At 66.9% G+C, this 19175-nt stretch carries 21 protein-coding genes and 1 tRNA gene; 9 read left to right on the forward strand and 13 right to left on the reverse strand.

Going from position 1 to position 19175, the window contains the following annotated elements:
- Positions 1–3: 3 nt before the first annotated feature.
- Positions 4–1182, reverse strand: coding sequence for an efflux RND transporter periplasmic adaptor subunit (locus ACOEQ1_RS06325; protein WP_419758349.1), 1179 nt, complete (start codon positions 1180–1182; stop codon positions 4–6).
- Between the two features lie 265 nt (positions 1183–1447).
- On the opposite strand from ACOEQ1_RS06325, the gene trpS reads away from it, so the two are divergent.
- The 6 genes from trpS to hisA are packed head-to-tail and all read left to right on the forward strand — an operon-like array spanning position 1448 to position 5544.
- On the forward strand, positions 1448–2455 hold the full coding sequence (gene trpS, locus ACOEQ1_RS06330; protein ID WP_419758350.1) for a tryptophan--tRNA ligase: 1008 nt from the start codon (positions 1448–1450) through the stop codon (positions 2453–2455).
- Positions 2456–2496: 41 nt separating this feature from the next.
- Positions 2497–3144, forward strand: a complete 648-nt coding sequence (gene hisB / locus ACOEQ1_RS06335) for an imidazoleglycerol-phosphate dehydratase HisB (protein ID WP_419758351.1) — start codon at positions 2497–2499, stop codon at positions 3142–3144.
- The gene (locus ACOEQ1_RS06340; protein ID WP_419758352.1) at positions 3141–3515 is read left to right on the forward strand and encodes a DUF2628 domain-containing protein; all 375 of its coding nucleotides are present in this window, start codon (positions 3141–3143) and stop codon (positions 3513–3515) included. Before hisB ends, ACOEQ1_RS06340 begins: the two co-directional genes overlap by 4 nt.
- A complete protein-coding gene (hisH, locus tag ACOEQ1_RS06345; protein WP_419758353.1) occupies positions 3512–4147 on the forward strand; it encodes an imidazole glycerol phosphate synthase subunit HisH in 636 nt (211 codons plus the stop codon). Before ACOEQ1_RS06340 ends, hisH begins: the two co-directional genes overlap by 4 nt.
- Positions 4147–4749 (forward strand): N-acetyltransferase family protein, encoded by a 603-nt coding sequence (locus ACOEQ1_RS06350; RefSeq protein ID WP_419758354.1) that lies wholly within the window; start codon positions 4147–4149, stop codon positions 4747–4749. The genes hisH and ACOEQ1_RS06350 overlap by 1 nt, the downstream gene beginning before the upstream one ends.
- 57 nt (positions 4750–4806) lie before the next feature.
- Positions 4807–5544, forward strand: a complete 738-nt coding sequence (gene hisA, locus ACOEQ1_RS06355) for a 1-(5-phosphoribosyl)-5-[(5-phosphoribosylamino)methylideneamino]imidazole-4-carboxamide isomerase (protein ID WP_419758355.1) — start codon at positions 4807–4809, stop codon at positions 5542–5544.
- Positions 5545–5551: 7 nt separating this feature from the next.
- On the opposite strand, the gene ACOEQ1_RS06360 is transcribed toward hisA, so the two are convergent.
- The 9 genes from ACOEQ1_RS06360 to hemC all read right to left on the reverse strand — a co-directional run bounded on the left by ACOEQ1_RS06360 (position 5552) and on the right by hemC (position 13480).
- The gene (locus tag ACOEQ1_RS06360) at positions 5552–5890 is read right to left on the reverse strand and encodes a hypothetical protein (protein WP_419758356.1); all 339 of its coding nucleotides are present in this window, start codon (positions 5888–5890) and stop codon (positions 5552–5554) included.
- 125 nt (positions 5891–6015) lie between these two features.
- Positions 6016–6306, reverse strand: coding sequence for a hypothetical protein (locus ACOEQ1_RS06365; RefSeq protein ID WP_419758357.1), 291 nt, complete (start codon positions 6304–6306; stop codon positions 6016–6018).
- Positions 6307–6372: 66 nt separating this feature from the next.
- Positions 6373–7152, reverse strand: coding sequence for an SDR family NAD(P)-dependent oxidoreductase (locus ACOEQ1_RS06370; protein ID WP_419758358.1), 780 nt, complete (start codon positions 7150–7152; stop codon positions 6373–6375).
- Positions 7149–7919, reverse strand: a complete 771-nt coding sequence (locus tag ACOEQ1_RS06375) for an SDR family NAD(P)-dependent oxidoreductase (RefSeq protein WP_419758359.1) — start codon at positions 7917–7919, stop codon at positions 7149–7151. The genes ACOEQ1_RS06370 and ACOEQ1_RS06375 overlap by 4 nt, the downstream gene beginning before the upstream one ends.
- A gap of 11 nt (positions 7920–7930) precedes the next feature.
- Positions 7931–8923: an SMP-30/gluconolactonase/LRE family protein gene (locus ACOEQ1_RS06380; RefSeq protein WP_419758360.1), complete on the reverse strand. Its 993-nt coding sequence runs from the start codon at positions 8921–8923 to the stop codon at positions 7931–7933.
- Between the two features lie 58 nt (positions 8924–8981).
- Positions 8982–10298 (reverse strand): heme biosynthesis HemY N-terminal domain-containing protein, encoded by a 1317-nt coding sequence (locus ACOEQ1_RS06385; RefSeq protein WP_419758361.1) that lies wholly within the window; start codon positions 10296–10298, stop codon positions 8982–8984.
- Positions 10298–11767: a COG4223 family protein gene (locus ACOEQ1_RS06390; protein ID WP_419758362.1), complete on the reverse strand. Its 1470-nt coding sequence runs from the start codon at positions 11765–11767 to the stop codon at positions 10298–10300. Before ACOEQ1_RS06390 ends, ACOEQ1_RS06385 begins: the two co-directional genes overlap by 1 nt.
- Positions 11757–12467, reverse strand: coding sequence for a uroporphyrinogen-III synthase (locus tag ACOEQ1_RS06395; protein WP_419758363.1), 711 nt, complete (start codon positions 12465–12467; stop codon positions 11757–11759). Before ACOEQ1_RS06395 ends, ACOEQ1_RS06390 begins: the two co-directional genes overlap by 11 nt.
- Positions 12468–12481: 14 nt before the next feature.
- A complete protein-coding gene (gene hemC / locus ACOEQ1_RS06400; protein ID WP_419758364.1) occupies positions 12482–13480 on the reverse strand; it encodes a hydroxymethylbilane synthase in 999 nt (332 codons plus the stop codon).
- 21 nt (positions 13481–13501) lie between these two features.
- On the opposite strand from hemC, the gene tsaD reads away from it, so the two are divergent.
- The gene (gene tsaD / locus ACOEQ1_RS06405; protein ID WP_419758661.1) at positions 13502–14626 is read left to right on the forward strand and encodes a tRNA (adenosine(37)-N6)-threonylcarbamoyltransferase complex transferase subunit TsaD; all 1125 of its coding nucleotides are present in this window, start codon (positions 13502–13504) and stop codon (positions 14624–14626) included.
- 189 nt (positions 14627–14815) lie between these two features.
- Positions 14816–15712 (forward strand): L,D-transpeptidase, encoded by an 897-nt coding sequence (locus ACOEQ1_RS06410; protein WP_419758365.1) that lies wholly within the window; start codon positions 14816–14818, stop codon positions 15710–15712.
- Between the two features lie 30 nt (positions 15713–15742).
- Here ACOEQ1_RS06410 and ACOEQ1_RS06415 read toward each other — a convergent pair whose 3' ends face one another.
- The 3 genes from ACOEQ1_RS06415 to ACOEQ1_RS06425 form a co-directional block, all read right to left on the reverse strand.
- On the reverse strand, positions 15743–16474 hold the full coding sequence (locus tag ACOEQ1_RS06415; protein ID WP_419758366.1) for a DUF2497 domain-containing protein: 732 nt from the start codon (positions 16472–16474) through the stop codon (positions 15743–15745).
- Positions 16474–17916 carry a TolC family outer membrane protein gene (locus tag ACOEQ1_RS06420; RefSeq protein WP_419758367.1) on the reverse strand — a complete coding sequence of 481 codons (1443 nt, stop codon included), beginning with the start codon at positions 17914–17916 and terminating at the stop codon, positions 16474–16476. Before ACOEQ1_RS06420 ends, ACOEQ1_RS06415 begins: the two co-directional genes overlap by 1 nt.
- 192 nt (positions 17917–18108) lie before the next feature.
- A complete protein-coding gene (locus ACOEQ1_RS06425) occupies positions 18109–18777 on the reverse strand; it encodes a protein-L-isoaspartate O-methyltransferase family protein (protein ID WP_419758368.1) in 669 nt (222 codons plus the stop codon).
- Positions 18778–18929: 152 nt separating this feature from the next.
- On the opposite strand from ACOEQ1_RS06425, the gene ACOEQ1_RS06430 reads away from it, so the two are divergent.
- Positions 18930–19003, forward strand: a tRNA-Cys gene (locus ACOEQ1_RS06430).
- Positions 19004–19175 lie beyond the last annotated feature (172 nt).

Raw genomic sequence — 19175 nt, forward strand, 5'->3', positions numbered from 1 at the left:
CCGTCACTGACCCGACCCGTCCGTGCTGCCCGGCGCGCTGTAGTCTGGCGGCGTGAAGGGCGTAGGCTTCACCGGCGCCCCCGGTTTCACGCGCTGCACGCCATCTGCGACCACGGTCTCGCCGGCCTTGAGGCCGGTCGCCACGACGGCGAGAAGTGCCGTCGAATCGCCGAGCGTGATGTTCCGCCGCTGCGCCGTGTTCCCCGGCCCGAGGACGAAGACGTAATAGCCTTGCTGGTCGGCCAGCACCGCCGCCCGCGGCACCGTCACCTGCTGCTGGGCGTTCTTCGACTGGAGAATGACGGTGACGAACCCGCCGTCGACCAGGGTGCGGTCGCTGCCAAGCGCCAAGGTGTTGGCCCGCGGCGGGTTCGGCACGACGGCGCGCAGATCGAGCGTGTCGGTCGAGGAATTGATGCTGATGTCGCTGAAATCGATCTTGCCGGTCTTGTCGTATGTCTGCCCGTCCGGAAGGCGCAGCTTTACCGTCATGGCGGCAAGGCCCCCTTGCCCGGCGTTTTTGGACTTGAGCAGCGATGCCTCGGTCTCGGAGACCGGAAACAGCACGTATTCGGGGTCCTCGCTCACCACGGTCGCGAGCGCCGCGTCGGTGAAGGCGACGACGTTGCCGGGATCGGTCGCGATGCCGATCCTGCCGTCGATCGGCGAGAGAATGGTCGTGTAGCCGAGGTTGATCTGTGCGGTCTGCAGCTGGGCTTCGGCGACAAGAAGGGAGCCTTGGCCCTGACCCGCACTCGCCTGGTCGCTGTCGACGGTGGAGCGCTGGCCGGCAGGCGTGTTCAGAAGCGTCTGCGAGCGGCTTAGGTTCAGCCTGGCGTTGCGCAGGGTCGCCTCTGCCTGCACGACCTGGCCTTGGGCCTGCAGCACGGCCGCCTGGTAGGGCGGCTGCTCGATGACGAAGAGCTTCTGGCCCTTCTTGACCTCGTCGCCTTCATGGAAGTCGCGCTCCTCCAGGAGGCCCGTCACCCGCGCCCTGATCGTGATCTTGCTGATGGCCTGAACGCGGCCGATGTATTCGCTCGACTGGTAGATGGGGGTGAGCGCGGCCTTCACGACGCCGACCGCGGGCGGCCCGCCCGGCCCCGTTTGCGCCTGTGCCCCCGGCGAACCGCCGGCCACCAGCATGGCTGCAACGACAAGCGACAAATAGCGAAACCGCATCAGGAAATCCCTGGGCTTGAGCCTTGATGGCTGACGGAAGAGCCACGATCGCGCGGAAGGCTCCCTGCTGGAAGGCGCCTTTCCCGATCATTCGCGCCTGTTGTGTAACCGGTTGACCGATCGGTCAACCGGCCTGACGCAGCGCAGCATGAGCGTCTGCAGATTGACGGGCGGATCGGATGCGAAGAAAAGCCCGCACGACCCGCAGGCACGGCCGGCGGCCGGCAGAGGGCGCTTTCCTCGGACGGCGATGAAAGGTGGAACCATGCAGCGCGTTTTTTCCGGGATACAGCCGTCGGGCATTCCGACGCTCGGCAACTATCTCGGAGCGATCCGCAACTGGGTGGCTCTGCAGGCCGAACACGATTGCCTTTATTGTGTGGTGGACCTGCACGCCATCACCACCTGGCAGGAGCCGGAGACGCTCCGGCAGCAGACCAGGGAACTGGCCGCCGCCATTATCGCCTGCGGGGTCGACCCCGAGCGCCACATCCTCTTTCATCAGTCCGCCGTACCGGCCCATGCCCGGCTCGCCTGGATCTTCAACTGCGTCGCCCGCATCGGCTGGCTCAACCGGATGACCCAGTTCAAGGACAAGGCAGGCAAGGACCGAGAAGCCGCCTCGGCCGGGCTTTACGTCTATCCAAACCTCATGGCCGCCGACATCCTGGCCTACCACGCCACCCGCGTGCCGGTCGGCGACGACCAGAAACAACATCTCGAACTCGCGAACGACATCGCCCAGAAGTTCAATCACGATTACGCGACGCCCTTCTTCCCCCTCATCGAACCCCTCATCATGCCTGAGGCGGCGCGGGTGATGTCATTGCGGGACGGCACGAAGAAGATGTCGAAGTCCGACCCGTCGGATCAGAGCCGGATCAATCTTGGCGACGACGCCGACGCGATCGCCGGCAAGATCCGCAAGGCAAGGACTGATGCCGAACCTCTGCCGAGCGACCCCGAGGGACTGGAGGGCCGCGCCGAGGCCCGCAATCTCGTCGGCATCTATGGGGCGCTTGCGGGCATGACGCCCGCGGCGGTGCTCGCCGAATATGGCGGCCAGGGTTTCGCCGGCTTCAAGGATGCGCTGGCCGCGCTGACGGTCGCGAAACTCACTCCAATCGGTGCAGAAACGAAACGGCTCCTAGCCGACCCCGGGTATATCGACCGGCTGCTGTTCGACGGCGCGGCCAGGGCCGGGGCTATTGCCAACCCGATCGTTGCCGAGGCCGAGCGCCTTGTTGGGTTTCTGCAACGGCCTTCCGTGTAGGCCGAGGTGTAAAGATGGGCCGGATAGGTTATCAAGCAGGCATGGATGCGATCCCGCCCTCTCCGTCTCCGGCGTCTTCGGTGCTGGAAACCTCGCCTCGCTCCGCCAGCCTGACGCGCGCCACCTCCGAGACTGAGGTGACGATCCGGCTCGACCTCGACGGAACCGGCCAGGTCCGCGCCGAAACCGGGATCGGGTTCTTCGACCACATGCTCACGGCCCTCGGCCGGCACGCGTTGTTCGACCTCGACATCGTCGCGAAGGGCGATCTCCATGTCGACTTTCACCACACGGTCGAGGATGTCGGCATCGTGCTCGGCCAGTTGATCCTCAGGACGGTTGGCGACAAGCGCGGCATCGGCCGCTACGGACAGGCGCTGGTGCCGATGGATGAGGCGCTGGTGGAAGCCGCGATCGACCTCTCGGGGCGAGCGACGCTTGGCTGGCAGGTCGCGTTCACGCGTCCCAAAATCGGCGAGATGGATACCGAGCTCTTCGAGGAGTTCTTCCGGGCCCTGTCCGGCAATGGTCTGTTCGCGCTGCACCTCATCCAGCGGGCCGGACGCAACGACCACCATATCGCCGAGGGTTGCTTCAAGGCGACGGCGCGTGCGCTGCGGATGGCGGTAGAGCCTGATCCGCGGCAACGCGGGCTGATCCCCTCCACAAAGGGGTCACTCGCGGGATGAGGATCTTTACCGCCCATCTTGCCCCGGGTCGTGCGCCGCGCCTCATCCGGGAAGGGTTCAGCCTCGGCGCCTTTCTGTTCGGTCCGGTCTGGCTCTTCGCCCAGCGCGCCTGGGTGGCCGGCATCATTGCGCTCGCCGTGCTGATCGGGTTGGGCGTGGTCGCCAGCGTGCTGAACGGCTCCAACCTGCCGCTCATCCTGCTCCTGGGCTATGCCGCGCTGCTGGGCTGGAACGGCCGCGACCTCTGCCGCTGGTCCCTCGCCCGCCAGGGCTACGAGGAGAGCCACGTCCTCGCCGGCCGTGACAGCGATGCCGCCTACGCCCGGCTCATCACCCGCGACCCCACGCTCGCCGCTTCGGACCTGCCATGAAGGTCGTCGTCGTCGACTATGGGAGCGGCAACCTCGCCTCCGCCTCCCGTGCGGTCGCCTCTGCGGCCGAACGCGCAGGCGAGTCCGGGGAGGTCATCGTGACGAGCGACCCCGCGGACATCCGCGCCGCCGATCGCATCGTGCTGCCCGGCCAGGGCGCCTTCGCCGAGTGCATGGATGGGCTGGCCGCTGTTCCCGGCCTCCGCGATGCGCTGGAGCAGTCGGTCGCCGGCGGCACCCCCTTCCTCGGGATCTGCGTCGGCATGCAGCTTATGGCGGAGCGCGGTCTCGAATACGGCGCGACCGACGGGCTGGGCTGGGTGAAGGGCGAGATCACGCGCATGCCGGCGCCCTCGCTGCGGCTGCCGCAGATGGGCTGGAACGCGCTCGACTTCACGCCGGGCTCGCATCCGCTGCTCGATGGAATTGCGCCGGGCGACCACGTCTATCTCGCGCACAGCTACTCCTTGACCGGCGGGGCGGAGGAGGAATGCTTGGCCACCACCGATTACGGCGGCCCGGTCGTGGCGATGGTGGCGAACGGCAATCGCGCCGGAACCCAGTTTCACCCCGAGAAGAGCCAGGAGGTCGGCCTCACCATCATGGGCAATTTCCTGAGGTGGACGCCGTGATGGCGGTGGAAAGCTCCCATACGCGGGAGACTGCGGGCGCGGCGGAAACCGCGCTCCCGCCGCTCCCCCAGGCGAAGCCGAAGCTGAGCGTCGACCGGATCGCCACCTTCTCCGAGGAGGATCTCCTGGCGCTCTGCGAGGCGACGGATGCGGCCATCATCGATGGCGGCGGCTTCGGCTGGGTGAACCCGCCCGGACGGCAGGTGATCGAGAGTTATTTTCGCGGTCTGCTCATGGTGCCGGAGCGCGAGATTTACGTCGGCCGGGTCGATGGGGTGATTGTCGGTTCAACGCAGCTCGTGCGGCCGTCGCGGAACAATGAGGCGCAGGCGATGGCGGCGACGATCACACAGGCGTTCGTAGCGCCCTACGCCCGGCGGCTGGGTCTCGCGCGGATGATGGTGATGCGGGTCGAGGAACGCGCGCGCGGCATGGGCTACCAGGTGCTCAACCTCGACGTGCGGGAGACGCATGTGGGTGCGATCGCGCTTTATGATGCGCTCGGCTACCTGCGTTGGGGCGAACATCCGGCCTATGCCAGGGTCGGCGGCCAGATGATCGCCGGCGTGTTTTTCTACAAGCTTCTTCAGCGCAAGGCGTGAGGAGGTTTTGCTTCTACGTTCGAAAAGAAGCGCGGGCTCGCCTTTTTGAGGATGATGATGCGGGCTCTGACGCTCTATCCGGCGATCGACCTCAAGGGTGGCGCCTGTGTCCGGCTCCGGCGTGGCGATATGGATCAGGCGACGGTTTATGGCGATGATCCCGGCGCGCAGGCGGTGGCCTGGCAGGAGGCCGGGTGCCAATGGCTCCACGTGGTCGATCTGGATGGAGCTTTCGCGGGCCGGTCGGTGAATGCCGAAGCGGTGCGGGCCATTCTGGCGGCGGCGCGGGTTCCGGTGCAGCTTGGTGGCGGCATCCGCGAGTTGCCGAGCATCGAAGCTTGGCTGGCCGACGGCGTCAGGCGCGTCATTCTCGGCAGCATTGCCGCCAAGAACCCAAACCTCGTGCGCGAGGCATGCCGGATGTTCCCGGGGCGGATCGTGGTTGGCATCGACGCGCGGGATGGATTTGTCGCGACCGAGGGCTGGGCCGAGACTTCCGCGCTTTCGGCCGAGGCGTTGGCGCTACGGTTCGAGGATGCCGGTGCCGCGGCCATCATTTTCACGGACATCGGGCGGGACGGCATGTTGGGGGGCCTCAACCTCGATGCCACGGCGGCTTTGGCGCGAGCAGTCACGACGCCGGTGATAGCCTCGGGCGGCGTGGGTTCGGTTGGTGATCTGGTGGCTTTGCGGGAGGTGGCTGTGAAGACGCCGGGGATCGACGGCGTGATCGTCGGGCGGGCGCTGTACGATGGCCGGATCACGCCGGCGGAGGCGCTGAAGGCTTTGGCTTGAGCCTCCGCTACCGAAATTCGCTCCGGTGCGGCAGATGGTTGAAGTTGACCGACCTGTCGGGTGCGATGCCGCAAGCAGCCTGGTAGAGATCGAAGTCAGCGGTCAGCAACGTGATATTGCGGTTCATCAATGCCAAAAGCACGGCATCGGCTAGACCGAGCCGAAGGTAGCTCTCGCTACTACAGACTTCGACGCTCCTGACATGTAGTTCAGTGGCGTTATGGATTAGCTGTCCCAGGGTGAGGCTCACCCTGCGCTTGGCGTCACCCGTAATCTGGCGGCTGAGATTGGAGCATTCCGTCAGAGTGCTCGGTGTAACATAAAGTCCATCGTAGCCGGTCAGCACCGTCCTCAACTCCTGAAAATCTCTGAGATTGTAAGCGCTTAGAGCCTTATGAGACTTAATCCAGCCTTCGTTCGCCAGCCCAACCACGAGCAGAACCAGAAGGTTTGTATCCAGTAGCAGGCCTCTCAACTGTTTGCCGAAGCTGGTTCACGGTTCTTAATCGAAACCAAAGTACCATCCGCGTCCGATATCGTGACGACTTTGAAGGAGCGCTGGAAACCGGGGGAGTAGAGCATGCCGGCAAGGCCCGACGGTTGGGTTTTCCAGATCCGATTGAAGCCGATGGTGATCTTCCAGCCATCAACGTCATGCTCGACTTCTTCGAGCCCTATGTCGGCAATCGGTTCGTCTTTAAAGATCTCGCCAACAATATTGCGAGCCCTCTTTATGGCATCCTGCACATCTAGGTTCGGCATCGAGTACCCGCGGCTTGAGTTTGTGCGCGGGATCATACGAGTGATGACAGGCTCGCGCCACGGCCCCTACTGCGCCAGAAAACCGCCATCCACCGCCAAGGTCGTGCCGGTGATCATCGCCGCCGCGGGGCTTGCCAGGAAGCCGATCGCGTAAGCCACTTCCTCCGCCTCCGCCAACCGCCCAAGCGGTGTCACGTCGCGAATGCGCTGCATCAGCGCCGGGTTCTGCTCCAACTCGCCGATGAAGCCGGTTCGCGTCCAGGTAGGCGCAACTGCGTTCACCCGAATGCGCTGGGCCGCCCACTCCACCGCCAGCGCACGCGTCATGTTCACGATCGCGCCCTTCGTCGTCTGGTAGGAGATGTTCGGGTACAGCCCGCCGCCGGACAGCCCCATGACGGAGGCCGTGTTGACGATGGCCCCGCCCCGCCCGGCCTCGATCATCAGTGCCGCCGCCGAACGCGCGCACACAAATGCGCCGGTCATGTTGACGGCGACGACCGCCTCCCAATCCGCGAGATCGAGCTCCAGCGATGGCCGCCGGATCGCCCGTCCCGCGTTGTTCACCAGGATGTCGAGCCGCCCCTCCCGCTCCACGACGTCCGCGAACGCCGCACGAACCGCCGCTTCGTCCGTCACGTCCAGCCCGAGGCCACGCGTCGCTCCGCTTCCAACCTCCCGTGCCGCGTCAATCGCCGCTTGCTCGTCCTGGTCCATCAGCACGACGCGAGCGCCCATGGCGACGAGCAGCCGCCCGGCCGCAAGCCCGATGCCCCTCGCGCCACCGGTGATCGCCGCAACCAGACCGTCCGCCCGGAACGGCGTTGGAATGCCGGCGTCGGTCATTGCGCCAGATAGCCGCCATCGACCGGCAGGACCGCGCCTGTGATGAAGGACGCATCGTCCGACGCTAGGAACAGGATCGCAGCCGCCACCTCCGCCGGGTCGCCGACCCGGCCGATCGGGTGCGCGGCCGTGACGCCGGCGATGTATTCCGCCGACATCTTCATAAGTCCTGCAGTCGCGATCGTGCCCGGCGCCACCGCATTGACCCGGATGCCCTGCGATGCAAGTTCCACCGCCAAGTGCTTGGTGATGCCGGAGGCGACGAACTTCGCAGGGCCGTAGACGGCCTGGCGCTTCTGCCCCGCCTCGCCGGAGATGGAAGAGAGGCAGACAATCGAGCCGCCGCCCGTCTTCAGCATCGCCGCGACCGCGAACTTGCAGCTGAGGAACATCCCCCGCCCGTCGATGGCCATGACGTGATCGAAATCCTCGGCCGTCGCCGTGGCGAGGTCCATCTCCGGGATGATGCCCGCATTGGCGACCAGCACGTCCAGCCGCCCAAACTCCGCGACCGCGACAGCCACCATCGCCTCCGCATCCTCGGTTTTCGCCACATCGCCGACGGCGGCCCGCACCTCGGCCCCAGCCGCGGCTATGGTGGCGCGGAGCGTCTCCAGCCGTGGAGCGTCAATGTCGTTGATGACGAGCCTCGCGCTCTCGGCCGCGAAGCGGAGGGCTGTGGCGCGGCCGATACCGCTCGAGGCGCCGGTCACCAGCGCCACCTTGCCCTGCAGACGGCCAAGACCAGCCGGAAGTGTTTCGCTCATGGTCATGCCCCTCAGGCGCCGGTGGTGTTGAGGAAGACGGAATAGACGGAGGTGCTGGCAGCCATGAACAGCCGATGGCCCTTCTTGCCGCCGAAGCACAGGTTGGCGCAGCTCTCCGGCAGATGGATCTTGCCGATGAGGTCACCATCCGGTGCGTAGCAGCGCACGCCGTCCTCTCCGGGATCGGCCCAGCCCATGCTGCACCAGACATTGCCGTCGGCATCTGTGCGGAGCCCGTCGGTGAAGCCGGGCGCGAAGTCCTCCGCGAAAACGCGTCCGTTCCGGAGCTTCGCGCCGTCAACCTCGAAGACGCGGATGTGCGCGGGCCCGCCGTGGGTGATGCCGCTGTCGACGACATAGAGGCGCTTCTCGTCAGGCGAGAAGGCCAGTCCGTTGGGGCGCACGAAGTCATCGGCCACAACCGTCGCCTTCCCGGTCGCCGGATCGAGGCGATAGACGTGGCGGGAGAGTTCGGCCTCGGCGGCGTGGCCTTCGTAGGGACCGTCGATCCCGTAGCCCGGATCGGTGAACCAGATGGCGCCGTCGGAGGCGACGACGACATCGTTCGGCGCGTTCAGCCGCCGGCCATCATGCCGGTCCATAAGCACCGTGATGCTGCCGTCGAACTCCGTCCGGGTCACGCGACGCGCGTCATGCTCGCAGGTGACCAAGCGGCCCTCGCGATCACAGGTGTTTCCGTTGGCGAAGTTGGAGGGGCTGCGGAACACGCTGACATGCCCGTCATCCTCGAGCCAGCGCAGCATGCGGTTGTTGGGGATGTCGCTCCAGAGCAGATAGCCGCCCGCCGGGAAGTAGACCGGCCCTTCCGCCCAGCGGAAGCCGGTCGCGATCCGCTCGATCCCCGCATTCCCCTGCCGGGCAGTGAAACGCCGATCGAGAGCCTCGACCCGTGGATCGGGGTAGCGTGTCGCGGGCAGATGGCCGAGAGGCAGCGGATCATGGCGGCCAAAGGGATGCGAACCCGCCGTTATCGCTTGGTCCATCGTTGTTCCACTCCTTCTTCCGAGAAGTTTCGTATTGAGAGGCTCGTGGCGACCGTTCCTAGGTTGCCGTCGCGCCTGGCAGCAACGTCAGCGCAGGGACGTTGACCCCGCTCGCCGGCACGGTCTTGTCGGTCCACTGCATCCGCCCGACCGTCCCGCAGGAGGGGCAGGCTGCATGCCATGCGCCCGGCTCGGCGCCGCAGGTCGTGCAGCGCCAACGCGGGTCCGGGCGTGCCGTCTGGCTCCGTCGCAGCGCCTCATGGGCCGCGAATGCCGCGGCCTCTCCGCCGCCCGCCGCCGCGTCGGCATCCTCGATATCCGCTTTGAGCACCCAAAGCCGACGCTGATCCAACCCTGCGGCTAACGCGGCCTGCGCATGCCGCCGAGCCTCGCCCGTGAGGTTCGCTGCAAGGTTGGCCTGCGCCAGCAGAAAATGGCTCTCGGGGCTGTTCTTGTTGAAGGCCGTAAGCCGCTCGGCCTCGCGCACCCGCTCAAGCGGGTCGGTCACCGGCTCGAGGTAGAAGGTTGCCAGATCGGGGTGCGGCGCTGCCGCCCAGGCTTTTTCAACGACGTTCTCGGCCTTTCGGGCCTCGCGCCCCGCCCGCAGCCGGCTCGCATAGGCCAACGCGGCCGGTGTAAGCTTCGGATCGGCTGCGAAGGCGTCCTTGGCCAGCCGTAACGCCTGGATCGGGTCGGTCGCCGCTTCGGCTGCCGCGGTTGCCATCACTGCGCGCGGCGCTTCCGGCCCCGAGAGCGCCAGGGCCTCGGCCCAGCTGCCGGTGCGGAGAGCCAGCCTTGCCCGTTCGCTGCGTAGCCAGCTCGCGCCAGGATGTGCGAGCTCCGCGCGACGAGCGATGTCGGCGGCGAGCGTCCAGTCATGCGCGTCGAGCGCCTGACGCAGCAACCCGCGAAGCCCGAGGAACGCGGCATCCGGTTGCTCGGCGAGCGCGCGGTAATGGGCTTCGCTCTCCTCCGGGTTGCCGGCGAGCCGCGCTGCCTCGGCGGAAACGAGCAGCGCCATCGGCGCGTTGGGCAGCAGGCGCTTGGCGCGCTGGGCCTCGCGCTGAGCCGCCTTCGGATCCGCCGCCGCCAGTGCCGCGAAGGCACGTGTCACGGCGCGGTCGCCCTGACGAACCTGGCGTTCCTGTCGGCTCCGCCCGAAACGCCCTGGGGTCGAGAGCAGCAGCGCCAGCAGCCGCACGAGCAGGTAGAGGACGACGAACAGGATGACAGCCGCGACCAGAACCAGCGGCAGCGGTGCCTGAACGGTCCAGCTGCCGAAGGTGGCGCCGATCTGGCCCGGCAGCGCGCCGAGGCCGAAGGCGATCGCCACCAGGATCGCCGCCAGGATGAGAAAGCCGATTACGCGACGCATCAGCCGGCTGCCATCTGCGTCAGGGCCTCGCGCGCCTGCAACAGGGCGCGCGCCTGGGCCTCCCAAGGCGCCATGGCCTGAGCCGCTGGCCCGGTCAGGGTGCCGAGCACCGCAAGCGCCCCCGAAAGGTCACCGGCATCAAGCACGGTCTGAGCATGGGCGAGGATCGCGCTGGTCGGATCCCCGAGGACAACGCGATCGCCTTGGCGGACCATGACGAGGTTCTGCGCTCGCATCCAGACCCGGTGCCAGAAGTGGCCTTGATCCGGCACGGGCTCGCCGGCCATGTCGGCAGCCTGCGCCGCGCTGGTGAAAGACAGCTGAAGCGCCGACTGCGTCGGTGGCGCTGTGTCGGCATAACGGGCGAGGGCTTGCGGCGCGTTCGCGATCGTGCCGAGCGGCAGTCCGGCGCGCAGCGCCTCCTGCGCCCGGACGATCTGACCCAGGCGATCGGCCTGGGCTGTCAGTTTCGGAACGGCGGCCGAGGTCTTGGTCAGGGTCTGCGCCTGGCCTGTCAGAGTGGCAAGCTGCTGCTGCACCAGATTGATATCCTGCCGGATGGCCGTGTCGTCCTTGGACTCCCTCTGGCCCACATCATCGACGCGGGAAGCGAGTTTTGAGACATCGGCGGCGGAGGGCAGCGACTGTGTCTGCTGCGCCTGTGCGGCTTCGGCCGACTGCAGCTGGTCGATACGGTTGGAGAGGCTGGCCACGGACTGGGTCAGAGCGGCGTCCGCCGCCGCCTGGGCGACCACGGCCGAGGGTGCGGGTGCCGCCGCGTTTTGTGCGGGCGTTGCGCTCTGCGAGGTCGCCGAGGGCGACGTGGAGGACGAACTTTGCGTGGGCGTGGAACTTTGAGCGGGCGCCGGACTCTCTGAAGTCGTCGAACCACCCGGTGGCGTGGAGTTCCCGGCGGCTGCCGAGTTCTGGGCCGCGCCGGAGTTCTGGGCCGTGCCGGAGTTCTGGGCCGTGCCGGAGTTCTGGGCCGTGCCGGAGGGCTGGCCCGTGCTGGAGGGCTGGGCGGCGGAAGTTGCTGCGGGAAGGGCCGCGATCGCCGCGTGCAAGGCCGCCACGTCGGAGTTTTCGCGCTTATCCAGCGTCGCGAGATGGGTCTTCAGCGACGCCAGATCCGATTGAAGTGCCGCGACCGCGTCGCTCTCGTCCGGCGGCATCGCGGGCATCGCCGGTGTCGGCGCCGGACGAACCCACAGATAACCGATGGCGGCGGCCAGGATCACAAAGCCGAGCACCCCGAGCAGCGGCATGGCCACCGAACGCCTCTGCGGCGGCGGCGGCACCGGAGACGCCGTCGATCCAGGGACTGTCGGTCCAATGTCCGGCGCCTCTCGCTGCGGCTCAGGTCCAGGCGACGGGGACGACACCGCCTCCTCGCCGGCCGCATGGGGGCCGCCTAAAGCGATCGGCCTATCGGCCTCGGGTGACGGGTCGTTCGAGGGTTCATCGATCATGCAGAAGGGCCAACACCGCGTTTTCTGTGGGTTTCATTGCCACACGGATACTCCGCCAGGGCAAGCCCCTAACCGCTTCGGCGACAGGTCTGCTGATGGCGGCAAGGTCGAGCGTCGAGAGGCCGGCCAATAGCTCTGTCTCCTGTATCAGCCGGCTGAGGCAAAGTGCGGTTTCCCGCGAGAAGAGCAAGACCTGCCCGCGCCGGCAACCGCAGATCATCGCACGAGCCGTCTCCGGCAGCGCGTCGACCGGCTGAGCCGCATAGACCTCTCTACGCTCCACGGCAAAACCGCTCTCCGTCAGAAGCCGCATGAGATGGCGACCCTGCCCTAGCCCCGCGACCAGCAGCAGCGGGCGATCGCCCGGCATGAGGCTGAGCGCCACAAGCGCTGCCAGCGCTGGGGCATCGCCGTCGGCGCTCCGGACGTCTGCGAAGCCGCTCTGCCGGGCGACCGCGGCCGTCGCCTCGCCGACCGCGAACAGCGGCAGGCCGCGGTGGCTCCGGGGCAAAGGCGGCACCGCATGTTGGCTGGCGACGACGATACCGTGCAGCGCCTCTGGTGGCGGTAGCGCCGCCGGCATGGGCGCAATCGTCAGCAGAGGTGCGACCTCCGGCGCGAATCCCATGCTCCGCAGCTGCCGCGCGGTCGCCGAAGCTCCCGGCTCAGGCCGCGTGACGAGAACCGGCGTCGGCGTCATCGCACCGCTCCGTCTCAGTCCAGGAAGATATCGGCCGGAGACTGCCCGCGCAGCTCCTCTCCGAGCGCACGCCCGAGGGCCTCCGCCTCCCGCGCGCTGCCCTCGATATGTGACTTGAGGAGGAACGAGCCGTCCTCCCTCGCGACCAGACCTGTCAGCCGCAGCTCGCCGTCGATCAGCCGGGCATAGCCGCCGATGGGCGTGCGGCAGGAGCCGTCGAGCGCGGCCAGCAGCCCGCGTTCGGCCATGGAGACGGCCCGTGCCTCCGGATCCTCGATGGCGGCGAGCAGTTCGCGAAGTTCGACATCGTCCGCGCGGACGGTGACGCCCACAATACCCTGGCCCGCGGCCGGCACCATGATCTCGGGCGCGATGATGACGGCGGCCGCGCCGGCAAGGCCCAGGCGGCGCAACCCGGCAAGCGCCAGCAGGCTGCCGTCAAACTCGCCTGCCCGCACCCGGTTGAGGCGCGTCTGCACGTTGCCGCGAATGGTGCGAACCTGGATATCCGGCCGCGCGTGCAGCAACTGCGCCTGGCGACGGACCGAGGCGGAGCCTACGACGGCCTGCGGCGGCAGCGACGAATACGGCGCGTCCGGGTCCGGCTTCTCCAGCGCCTGCCCGAGGATCAATACGTCACGCGCATCCTCACGCTTGAGGGTGCAGGCGAGCACGATGCCCGGCGGCAAATCGGTTTCGAGGTCCTTCAGGCTGTGGACGGCGAGATCGATCCGACGATCCTGAAGCGCTTCATGAATTTCTTTCGAGAACAGGCCCTTGCCGCCTACTTCTGCGAGCCGTTTATCCTGGATGCGGTCGCCCGACGTGGTGATCACATGCTCTTCGAAGACGCTCATGGAATCCAGCACAGGGCAGAAGCGGCTCAGCTGCGCCTGGAACGCCCGCGTCTGGGCCAGGGCCAGCGGAGATCCGCGCGTGCCGACACGCAGAGGGAGCGCACGGAGATGGGGTTTAACGCGCGGTTCGTGCGATAGAATGTCGGATGACCTCATCGGCGCCTGATAATGCCTGACATGAATGAAGAGAAGACTACCGCGCTGCACATCGGCCTTGACTGGAGCGGCGCATCCGCGGGGCCGGTTCTCGCGATTGAGACATCCTGCGACGAGACTGCCGTGGCAATCCTCTCTGCCGACGGCGCCGTCCTCGCCGAGCGCGTGCTGAGCCAGTTCGCGGACCATGCGCCATTCGGCGGCGTCGTGCCCGAGATCGCCGCCCGCGCCCATCTCTCCCACCTGCCGGCGATGGCGGCGGCGACGCTGCAGGACGCCGGATTGCGGGCCGATGATCTTGCCGCCGTGGCCGCCACCACAGGTCCCGGGCTGATCGGCGGTCTGCTCGTTGGCGCCGGCTTCGGCAAGGGCTTGGCGCTTGCCGCCGGTCGCCCCTTCATTGCCGTCAATCATCTCGAGGGACACGCGCTCACAGCGCGCCTTCCCGGGCTCACGCCGAGTGGCGCCGGATTTCCGTATCTGCTCCTCCTGCTCTCCGGCGGTCACTGCCAATGCGTGCGAGTGGAGGGCGTCGGGCGCTATCGCCGCCTCGGCGGCACGATCGACGATGCGGTTGGCGAGGCCTTCGACAAGGTCGCGAAGCTCCTCGGCTTGCCGTTGCCAGGGGGTCCGGCTCTGGAGCGCCTCGCGCTGTCTGGCGACAGCCGCCGCCATGGTTTCCCCCGGCCGCTACTGGGCCGTCCGGGATGTGATTTCAGCTTCTCGGGTCTCAAGACGGCGGTCGCGCAGTTGGTCGCGACGCTCCCGCCAGGAGCCATGGAGCCCCGGATGTGCGCCGATATCGCCGCCAGCTTTCAGGCGGCAGCGGCGGAGGTTCTGGCCGATCGGGCTGCCCATGCGCTTGCTATGGCGCCGGATGCGACGTGCCTCGTCGTCGCTGGCGGGGTCGCTGCCAATCAGACGATCCGGCAGGCTTTGGCCGAAGCCGGGAAGCGGCACGGGGTGCCGATGGTCGCACCGCCGCTCCGCTACTGTGGCGACAATGCCGTGATGATCGGCTGGGCCGCGATCGAGCGGCTGCGGCTGGGCCTCGCCACCGAGGGTCTTGAAGTGCGCCCGCAGCCGCGCTGGCCAATTGGCACATCAGCGGCCTACCAAAATGTGACCTCGCAATCAGCCTTTTGATAATCTGGTTCACTAAAAACCTACACAAATGTGTTAGATAAGAGAGGATGTTTCGAAAAGCGGCGGTCGAACGTGCTCAAGACAGCGTCAGGTTGCAGGCTTGCCAGTCTGGTCGCTCTTTCCGCCGCGCTGCTCGGTTTAAGCGCTTGCGCCTCGGATGATGCTGAATACGCTCCCGGCAGTCCGAGCGTGGCGGCCGAAGGTCTGGTGGGCGCCTCGACACCGGTCCAACCCCTGCGGGATTTGGCCGCTGGAGCACCGGCACCAGCCCCCGGCCGCGCGAGCCTTCGCCTCGTGGCCTATGTGCCGGCACAGTCGGATGAGCTTGCGCTGTCGCCCGCCTCGACGGTCCGGGAGGCAACCACCTTGCGACAGGCCATGGCGGCGGAGGTTGCCGGCGCAGTTCAACTTACTTCAGCTAAGGAGCAGGCACTGATCGTTCTTGCGCAACGGATTGCGGGTCAGGATCATCTGTTCATTCGCCAGCCCCAGCTGGTGCTGATCGTCGACCGCGCTCCGCAGGGCCAGCTGATGGCGATGACCCTCGCTCAGCCGGATGGTGACTGGGAGGTTCTCGGCGCCAGGCATGTCTCGACCGGCAAGCCCGGCCGGCTTCAGCACTTCAAGACGCCGGTGGGTGTCCTCCTGAACGACGGGTCGGAACTCGGCTACCGCGCGCAGGGCACCTTCAATCAGAACCATATCCGCGGCCTTGGCGTGAAGGGGATGCGCGTCTGGGATTTCGGCTGGCAGACCAGCGATGACTGGCGAACGCCCGGCGCCACGATGGAGGTTCGCGTCGAAATGCACGCGACCGATCCGGACGTGCTGGAAGAGCGGATCGGCCGGGCGGATTCGGAAGGCTGCATCCGTCTGCCGGACAGCCTCAACCGGTTCCTCGACCGCCGCGGCATCATCGACGCCGACATCGAGCGCCTTGGCCAGAACGACATCGGCTACCGCGCGCTGCTTTCGCCTGAACTCGAACCTACGCCACTCGCGGGGGACGCGGTGATCGTGGTGGATAGCTCGGAGCCCTCGGTCAAGCCGTATCCGCCCGTGACTAACATCGCCCTCAGCGACTGATCGCTTCCGCGGCAGCGTTCGTTGGCAACCCTACCGGCCGATCAGCCGGGTGATCTCCGTCCGGACGAGACGCTCGACCATTGGCGGCAGATGTTCATCGAGCCAAGCCTTGAGGAAAGGCCGCAGCTCCGAACGCACAACCTCCTCGAGGCTCGGCGGAGACGGCGCCGACGGTTTGAGCGCCGCGAGCCGTTCCTCACCCAACTGCTTGAGAAGCGCCTCCACCGAGGCCGTAGCGGCGGCGGCGGCGGCCGGAGCCATCAACGCCTCGATCTCCTGCGCGCTGATCATGACCGGGCGTGAACTCGAAGCAAGGTCCACAGGCACGACCCCGGTGGCGCCCAATACCGTCGTATGCGCGGCGAATGACGGCTCCCGCTGGACTGGCGCCGCCGCGTCGCCTGTCTCGGCGTCAGCCGGCACACTGCTGGTGACAGCGGCTGGTTTCGCGTCGGCGTGTCGAGCCTCATTCACCCGGACTTCCGTGCCGTCGGAGGACGCATTGAGTTGGTCCTCGGGCGGCACGCCTTCGACGACCATGCTCGAATCTAGGATGAGGACAGGATCCGCGCCGGCAGCCGGAGTCCGCCCGGGCGGGGTGGCCGGCGCTCCCGGACCGTCCTGCAGCCGCGCCTGTTCATCCAGCATGATCCGCCGGATCGAGGCCAGGATGTCGTCCATCGACTGCTCTTTCTCCGGCATGTCGTCCGCCGCCGCCGTCATCGAGGGAGTAGTTCCGGGAATGTCATGCTGCGCGACCATCAGTGATTGTCGTTGCGAAGATTATCGGACGGGCTGCCGTTCTCGTCGCCTACCGAGTTGGCGGTCGGATCGCCTGTGCCAACCCAGGCGTTCTTTACCGCACTGTAATAAGCATTATCGTCATACAAAGGAACGTGGAGGCCGATATCGCGCGCCGTAAAACGGCCGATGGCGGCGGCAACCTGATAGCTGTCCGTCACCAGGCTGGCCAGATTCTGCACCAGGGTCACCTGCGACTGCAGCAGAAGCTGCTGCGCGTTCAGCACGTCGAGGGTCGTGCGGCTGCCGACGAGCGCCTCGCGCTCCGTCCCGTCCAGCGCGATCTCGTTGGCGGCGATCTCCGCCCGCGTGCTGGTGATCGTGGCGCGCGTGGCCACCAGGTTTTCCCAGTATTGCTCGGCGTTCTCGATCGCGGTGCGCTTCGCCACGTCGACCTGCTGACGGGCATACTCGCGCTGCTGAACCGCCTGCCTGATGGCCGCATACTCGGCGCCGCCCTGGTAAAGCGGCCAGGAAAGGCTCGCCAGAACCTCGGCACCCTTGCTGATGTAGCCGGCTTCGACGGACCCCACTTCGTCATAGACCTCCCCCTGCAGAGCAAGCGTGGGCATGAGCTTGCTGAAGGCAAGGTCGACGGCATCCGAGGCCGAAGCCTCGTTGAACTGCGCCTGGATGACGGCCGGGTTGTTGGCGGCCGCAGTCGCCGCCGCCGAGCGTCTGCTGTTGACGGGAAGCGCCAGGGGCTGCGGCGGCGTCAACCGGCCCGGCGGAAAACCTATCACCTGCTCGAAGGTCGCACGCGCCGTCTGCAGGTTGCCTTGCGACGTCTGCACCTCGGCCTCCGCCTGCGCCAGCGAGCTTTCGCTCTGCGCCACGTCGGTCCGGGTGATCTCTCCGACACTGAAACGATCCTGCGTCGCCTTCAGCTGCTCCTTCAGGACCTGCGCGTTATTGATGGCGAGGGCCAGAAGCTGCTGGTTCTCGATGACCGTCGCGTAAGCTGAGACGGCATTCGTGAAGACCTGCTGCTCGATATTGATCAGGTTGGCGCGCTCGGACTTCACCTTGTCGATGGCCTCGGCGGTCTGCGCCTTGGTCTGACCGCCGCTGTAGATGTTCTCGGTGACCTGAGCCGACACCGTGCCAAGCTGATGATCCTGCGACGTCGTCACCGTCGTCGCGTTGCCGAGGAAATCCTGGGAAGGCGAAGAGATGCTGCCCTGGGTGTAGCCGGCGGTTCCGCTGACCGTCACCTGAGGGCGCCAGCCTGCCAGCGCCTGCGGCACGCCCTCGTCTGTCGAACGGAGATTTGCGCGCTCCGCCTGTAGCTGCGGGTTGTTGGCATAGGCGGCCGCGAGCGCTTCATCCAAAGTCTGCGCGGCCGCGGGCGAAGCCGCGCCTAGAAGGCCGAGCCCGACCAGAAGGCCAATGCGTGAAATCATGAACCTCATTCCAATTGCGAAGCGGCCGTTACGTGGCCGACGAGGATCCGACGCAGACCATTCCGGGATGGGAGTGTTCTGCCTGTGCCTTGCCCCCAGCTTGCGCTGGTCATTTTCATGGCCGGAGCGCCCTCCGCATTTGCCATAGTATCAGGCTGAAAGGCCAACTCTTTAGTGCGGCCACGGCATCGGCTAAAACTGGAAATCGGCCACCGCCTCAAATCCCGGCAGCGTGGCGGTCGTGCAATCGAAGGTCCGCGCCAAAGGAAGCTGGGCTCCCTGCCGTTCGCCAAGAACGGCGACGCCGGGCTGTCCCGGTTTGCCGAGTATCGTGACCAGCCGCCCGCTGCCGGCGCGAAGCTGAGCCGCCAGACCTTCGGGCACGAATTCGATCTTGCCCTGAATGAGGATGCCATCCCAAGGCTGCACTCCCGGCAGACCGTCGCGGTGCGGACCGCACTGCGAGCTGACAGCGAGCCCGAGTGCCGCGATGGCGCTCCGCCCGATGTCGAGCAACGCCTGATCCTGGTCGAGCGCCGTCACGCGGGCGCCGCACGTCGCGAGCACGGCGGCGGCGTAGCCGGTCCCGGAGCCGATCACCAGCACGCGCTCGCCCGGCGCCGGGTCGAGCAACTGCGCCAGCCGGGCGAAGGCGAGCGGCGCGATGAGCACGCGGCCACCGGCGAGCTGCACGTCCTGATCGGCATACGCGACACTCCATAGGGGCGGCGGCAGAAAGGTTTCCCGCGGCACGTGGCGCATGGCATCCAGCAGAACCGGATTGGCAACCTTGTTGGGGCGTAGCTGGCTGTCCACCATGAATTGCCGGGCCGCCGCGAAAGGAAGGGTCGTGCTGGCCATCATCTCCACCGGATCACGCAATTTGTGAGGCGAGCATAGCCCTGCTGCGCCGTAGCGCCAAGCTGGCCCGCGGGCAGGCCCGGACCCTGAGGCGCTGCGGCGGCTGATCTTGACCCGGGGGCCTCCGGAATGGATAAGCCTCCCCATTGCGGGGTCCCGTGGCAGAGTGGTGATGCAACGGACTGCAAATCCGTGAATCCCGGTTCGATTCCGGGCGGGACCTCCAATCTCCGGCGAAAATTGCCTCCGCTATCGGAGATGCAATGGCGGCTATGCCAGGAAAATCATTGACTTTATACCGCCCCGGCAGCGATACCCATCGCGACGAGACCGCTCATCCGCACGGACTTCGAAGGTCCGGGCGGCGCACGGTCGTCTGCCCTGCGTTTCCGCCGCCA

Origin of the sequence: Acidisoma sp. (assembly GCF_965199065.1) — a bacterium.
Taxonomy (GTDB): Bacteria; Pseudomonadota; Alphaproteobacteria; order Acetobacterales; family Acetobacteraceae; genus Acidisoma.

What these genes read in the sequence shown, in the direction of transcription:
- ACOEQ1_RS06325 (WP_419758349.1), bottom strand. Translation starts at nt 1,182, where the DNA reads ATGCGGTTTCGCTATTTGTCGCTTGTCGTTGCAGCCATGCTGGTGGCC.
- trpS (WP_419758350.1), top strand. Translation starts at nt 1,448, where the DNA reads ATGCAGCGCGTTTTTTCCGGGATACAGCCGTCGGGCATTCCGACGCTC.
- hisB (WP_419758351.1), top strand. Translation starts at nt 2,497, where the DNA reads ATGGATGCGATCCCGCCCTCTCCGTCTCCGGCGTCTTCGGTGCTGGAA.
- ACOEQ1_RS06340 (WP_419758352.1), top strand. Translation starts at nt 3,141, where the DNA reads ATGAGGATCTTTACCGCCCATCTTGCCCCGGGTCGTGCGCCGCGCCTC.
- hisH (WP_419758353.1), top strand. Translation starts at nt 3,512, where the DNA reads ATGAAGGTCGTCGTCGTCGACTATGGGAGCGGCAACCTCGCCTCCGCC.
- ACOEQ1_RS06350 (WP_419758354.1), top strand. Translation starts at nt 4,147, where the DNA reads ATGGCGGTGGAAAGCTCCCATACGCGGGAGACTGCGGGCGCGGCGGAA.
- hisA (WP_419758355.1), top strand. Translation starts at nt 4,807, where the DNA reads ATGCGGGCTCTGACGCTCTATCCGGCGATCGACCTCAAGGGTGGCGCC.
- ACOEQ1_RS06365 (WP_419758357.1), bottom strand. Translation starts at nt 6,306, where the DNA reads ATGCCGAACCTAGATGTGCAGGATGCCATAAAGAGGGCTCGCAATATT.
- ACOEQ1_RS06370 (WP_419758358.1), bottom strand. Translation starts at nt 7,152, where the DNA reads ATGACCGACGCCGGCATTCCAACGCCGTTCCGGGCGGACGGTCTGGTT.
- ACOEQ1_RS06375 (WP_419758359.1), bottom strand. Translation starts at nt 7,919, where the DNA reads ATGAGCGAAACACTTCCGGCTGGTCTTGGCCGTCTGCAGGGCAAGGTG.
- ACOEQ1_RS06380 (WP_419758360.1), bottom strand. Translation starts at nt 8,923, where the DNA reads ATGGACCAAGCGATAACGGCGGGTTCGCATCCCTTTGGCCGCCATGAT.
- ACOEQ1_RS06385 (WP_419758361.1), bottom strand. Translation starts at nt 10,298, where the DNA reads ATGCGTCGCGTAATCGGCTTTCTCATCCTGGCGGCGATCCTGGTGGCG.
- ACOEQ1_RS06390 (WP_419758362.1), bottom strand. Translation starts at nt 11,767, where the DNA reads ATGATCGATGAACCCTCGAACGACCCGTCACCCGAGGCCGATAGGCCG.
- ACOEQ1_RS06395 (WP_419758363.1), bottom strand. Translation starts at nt 12,467, where the DNA reads ATGACGCCGACGCCGGTTCTCGTCACGCGGCCTGAGCCGGGAGCTTCG.
- hemC (WP_419758364.1), bottom strand. Translation starts at nt 13,480, where the DNA reads ATGAGGTCATCCGACATTCTATCGCACGAACCGCGCGTTAAACCCCAT.
- tsaD (WP_419758661.1), top strand. Translation starts at nt 13,502, where the DNA reads ATGAATGAAGAGAAGACTACCGCGCTGCACATCGGCCTTGACTGGAGC.
- ACOEQ1_RS06415 (WP_419758366.1), bottom strand. Translation starts at nt 16,474, where the DNA reads ATGGTCGCGCAGCATGACATTCCCGGAACTACTCCCTCGATGACGGCG.
- ACOEQ1_RS06420 (WP_419758367.1), bottom strand. Translation starts at nt 17,916, where the DNA reads ATGATTTCACGCATTGGCCTTCTGGTCGGGCTCGGCCTTCTAGGCGCG.
- ACOEQ1_RS06425 (WP_419758368.1), bottom strand. Translation starts at nt 18,777, where the DNA reads ATGGCCAGCACGACCCTTCCTTTCGCGGCGGCCCGGCAATTCATGGTG.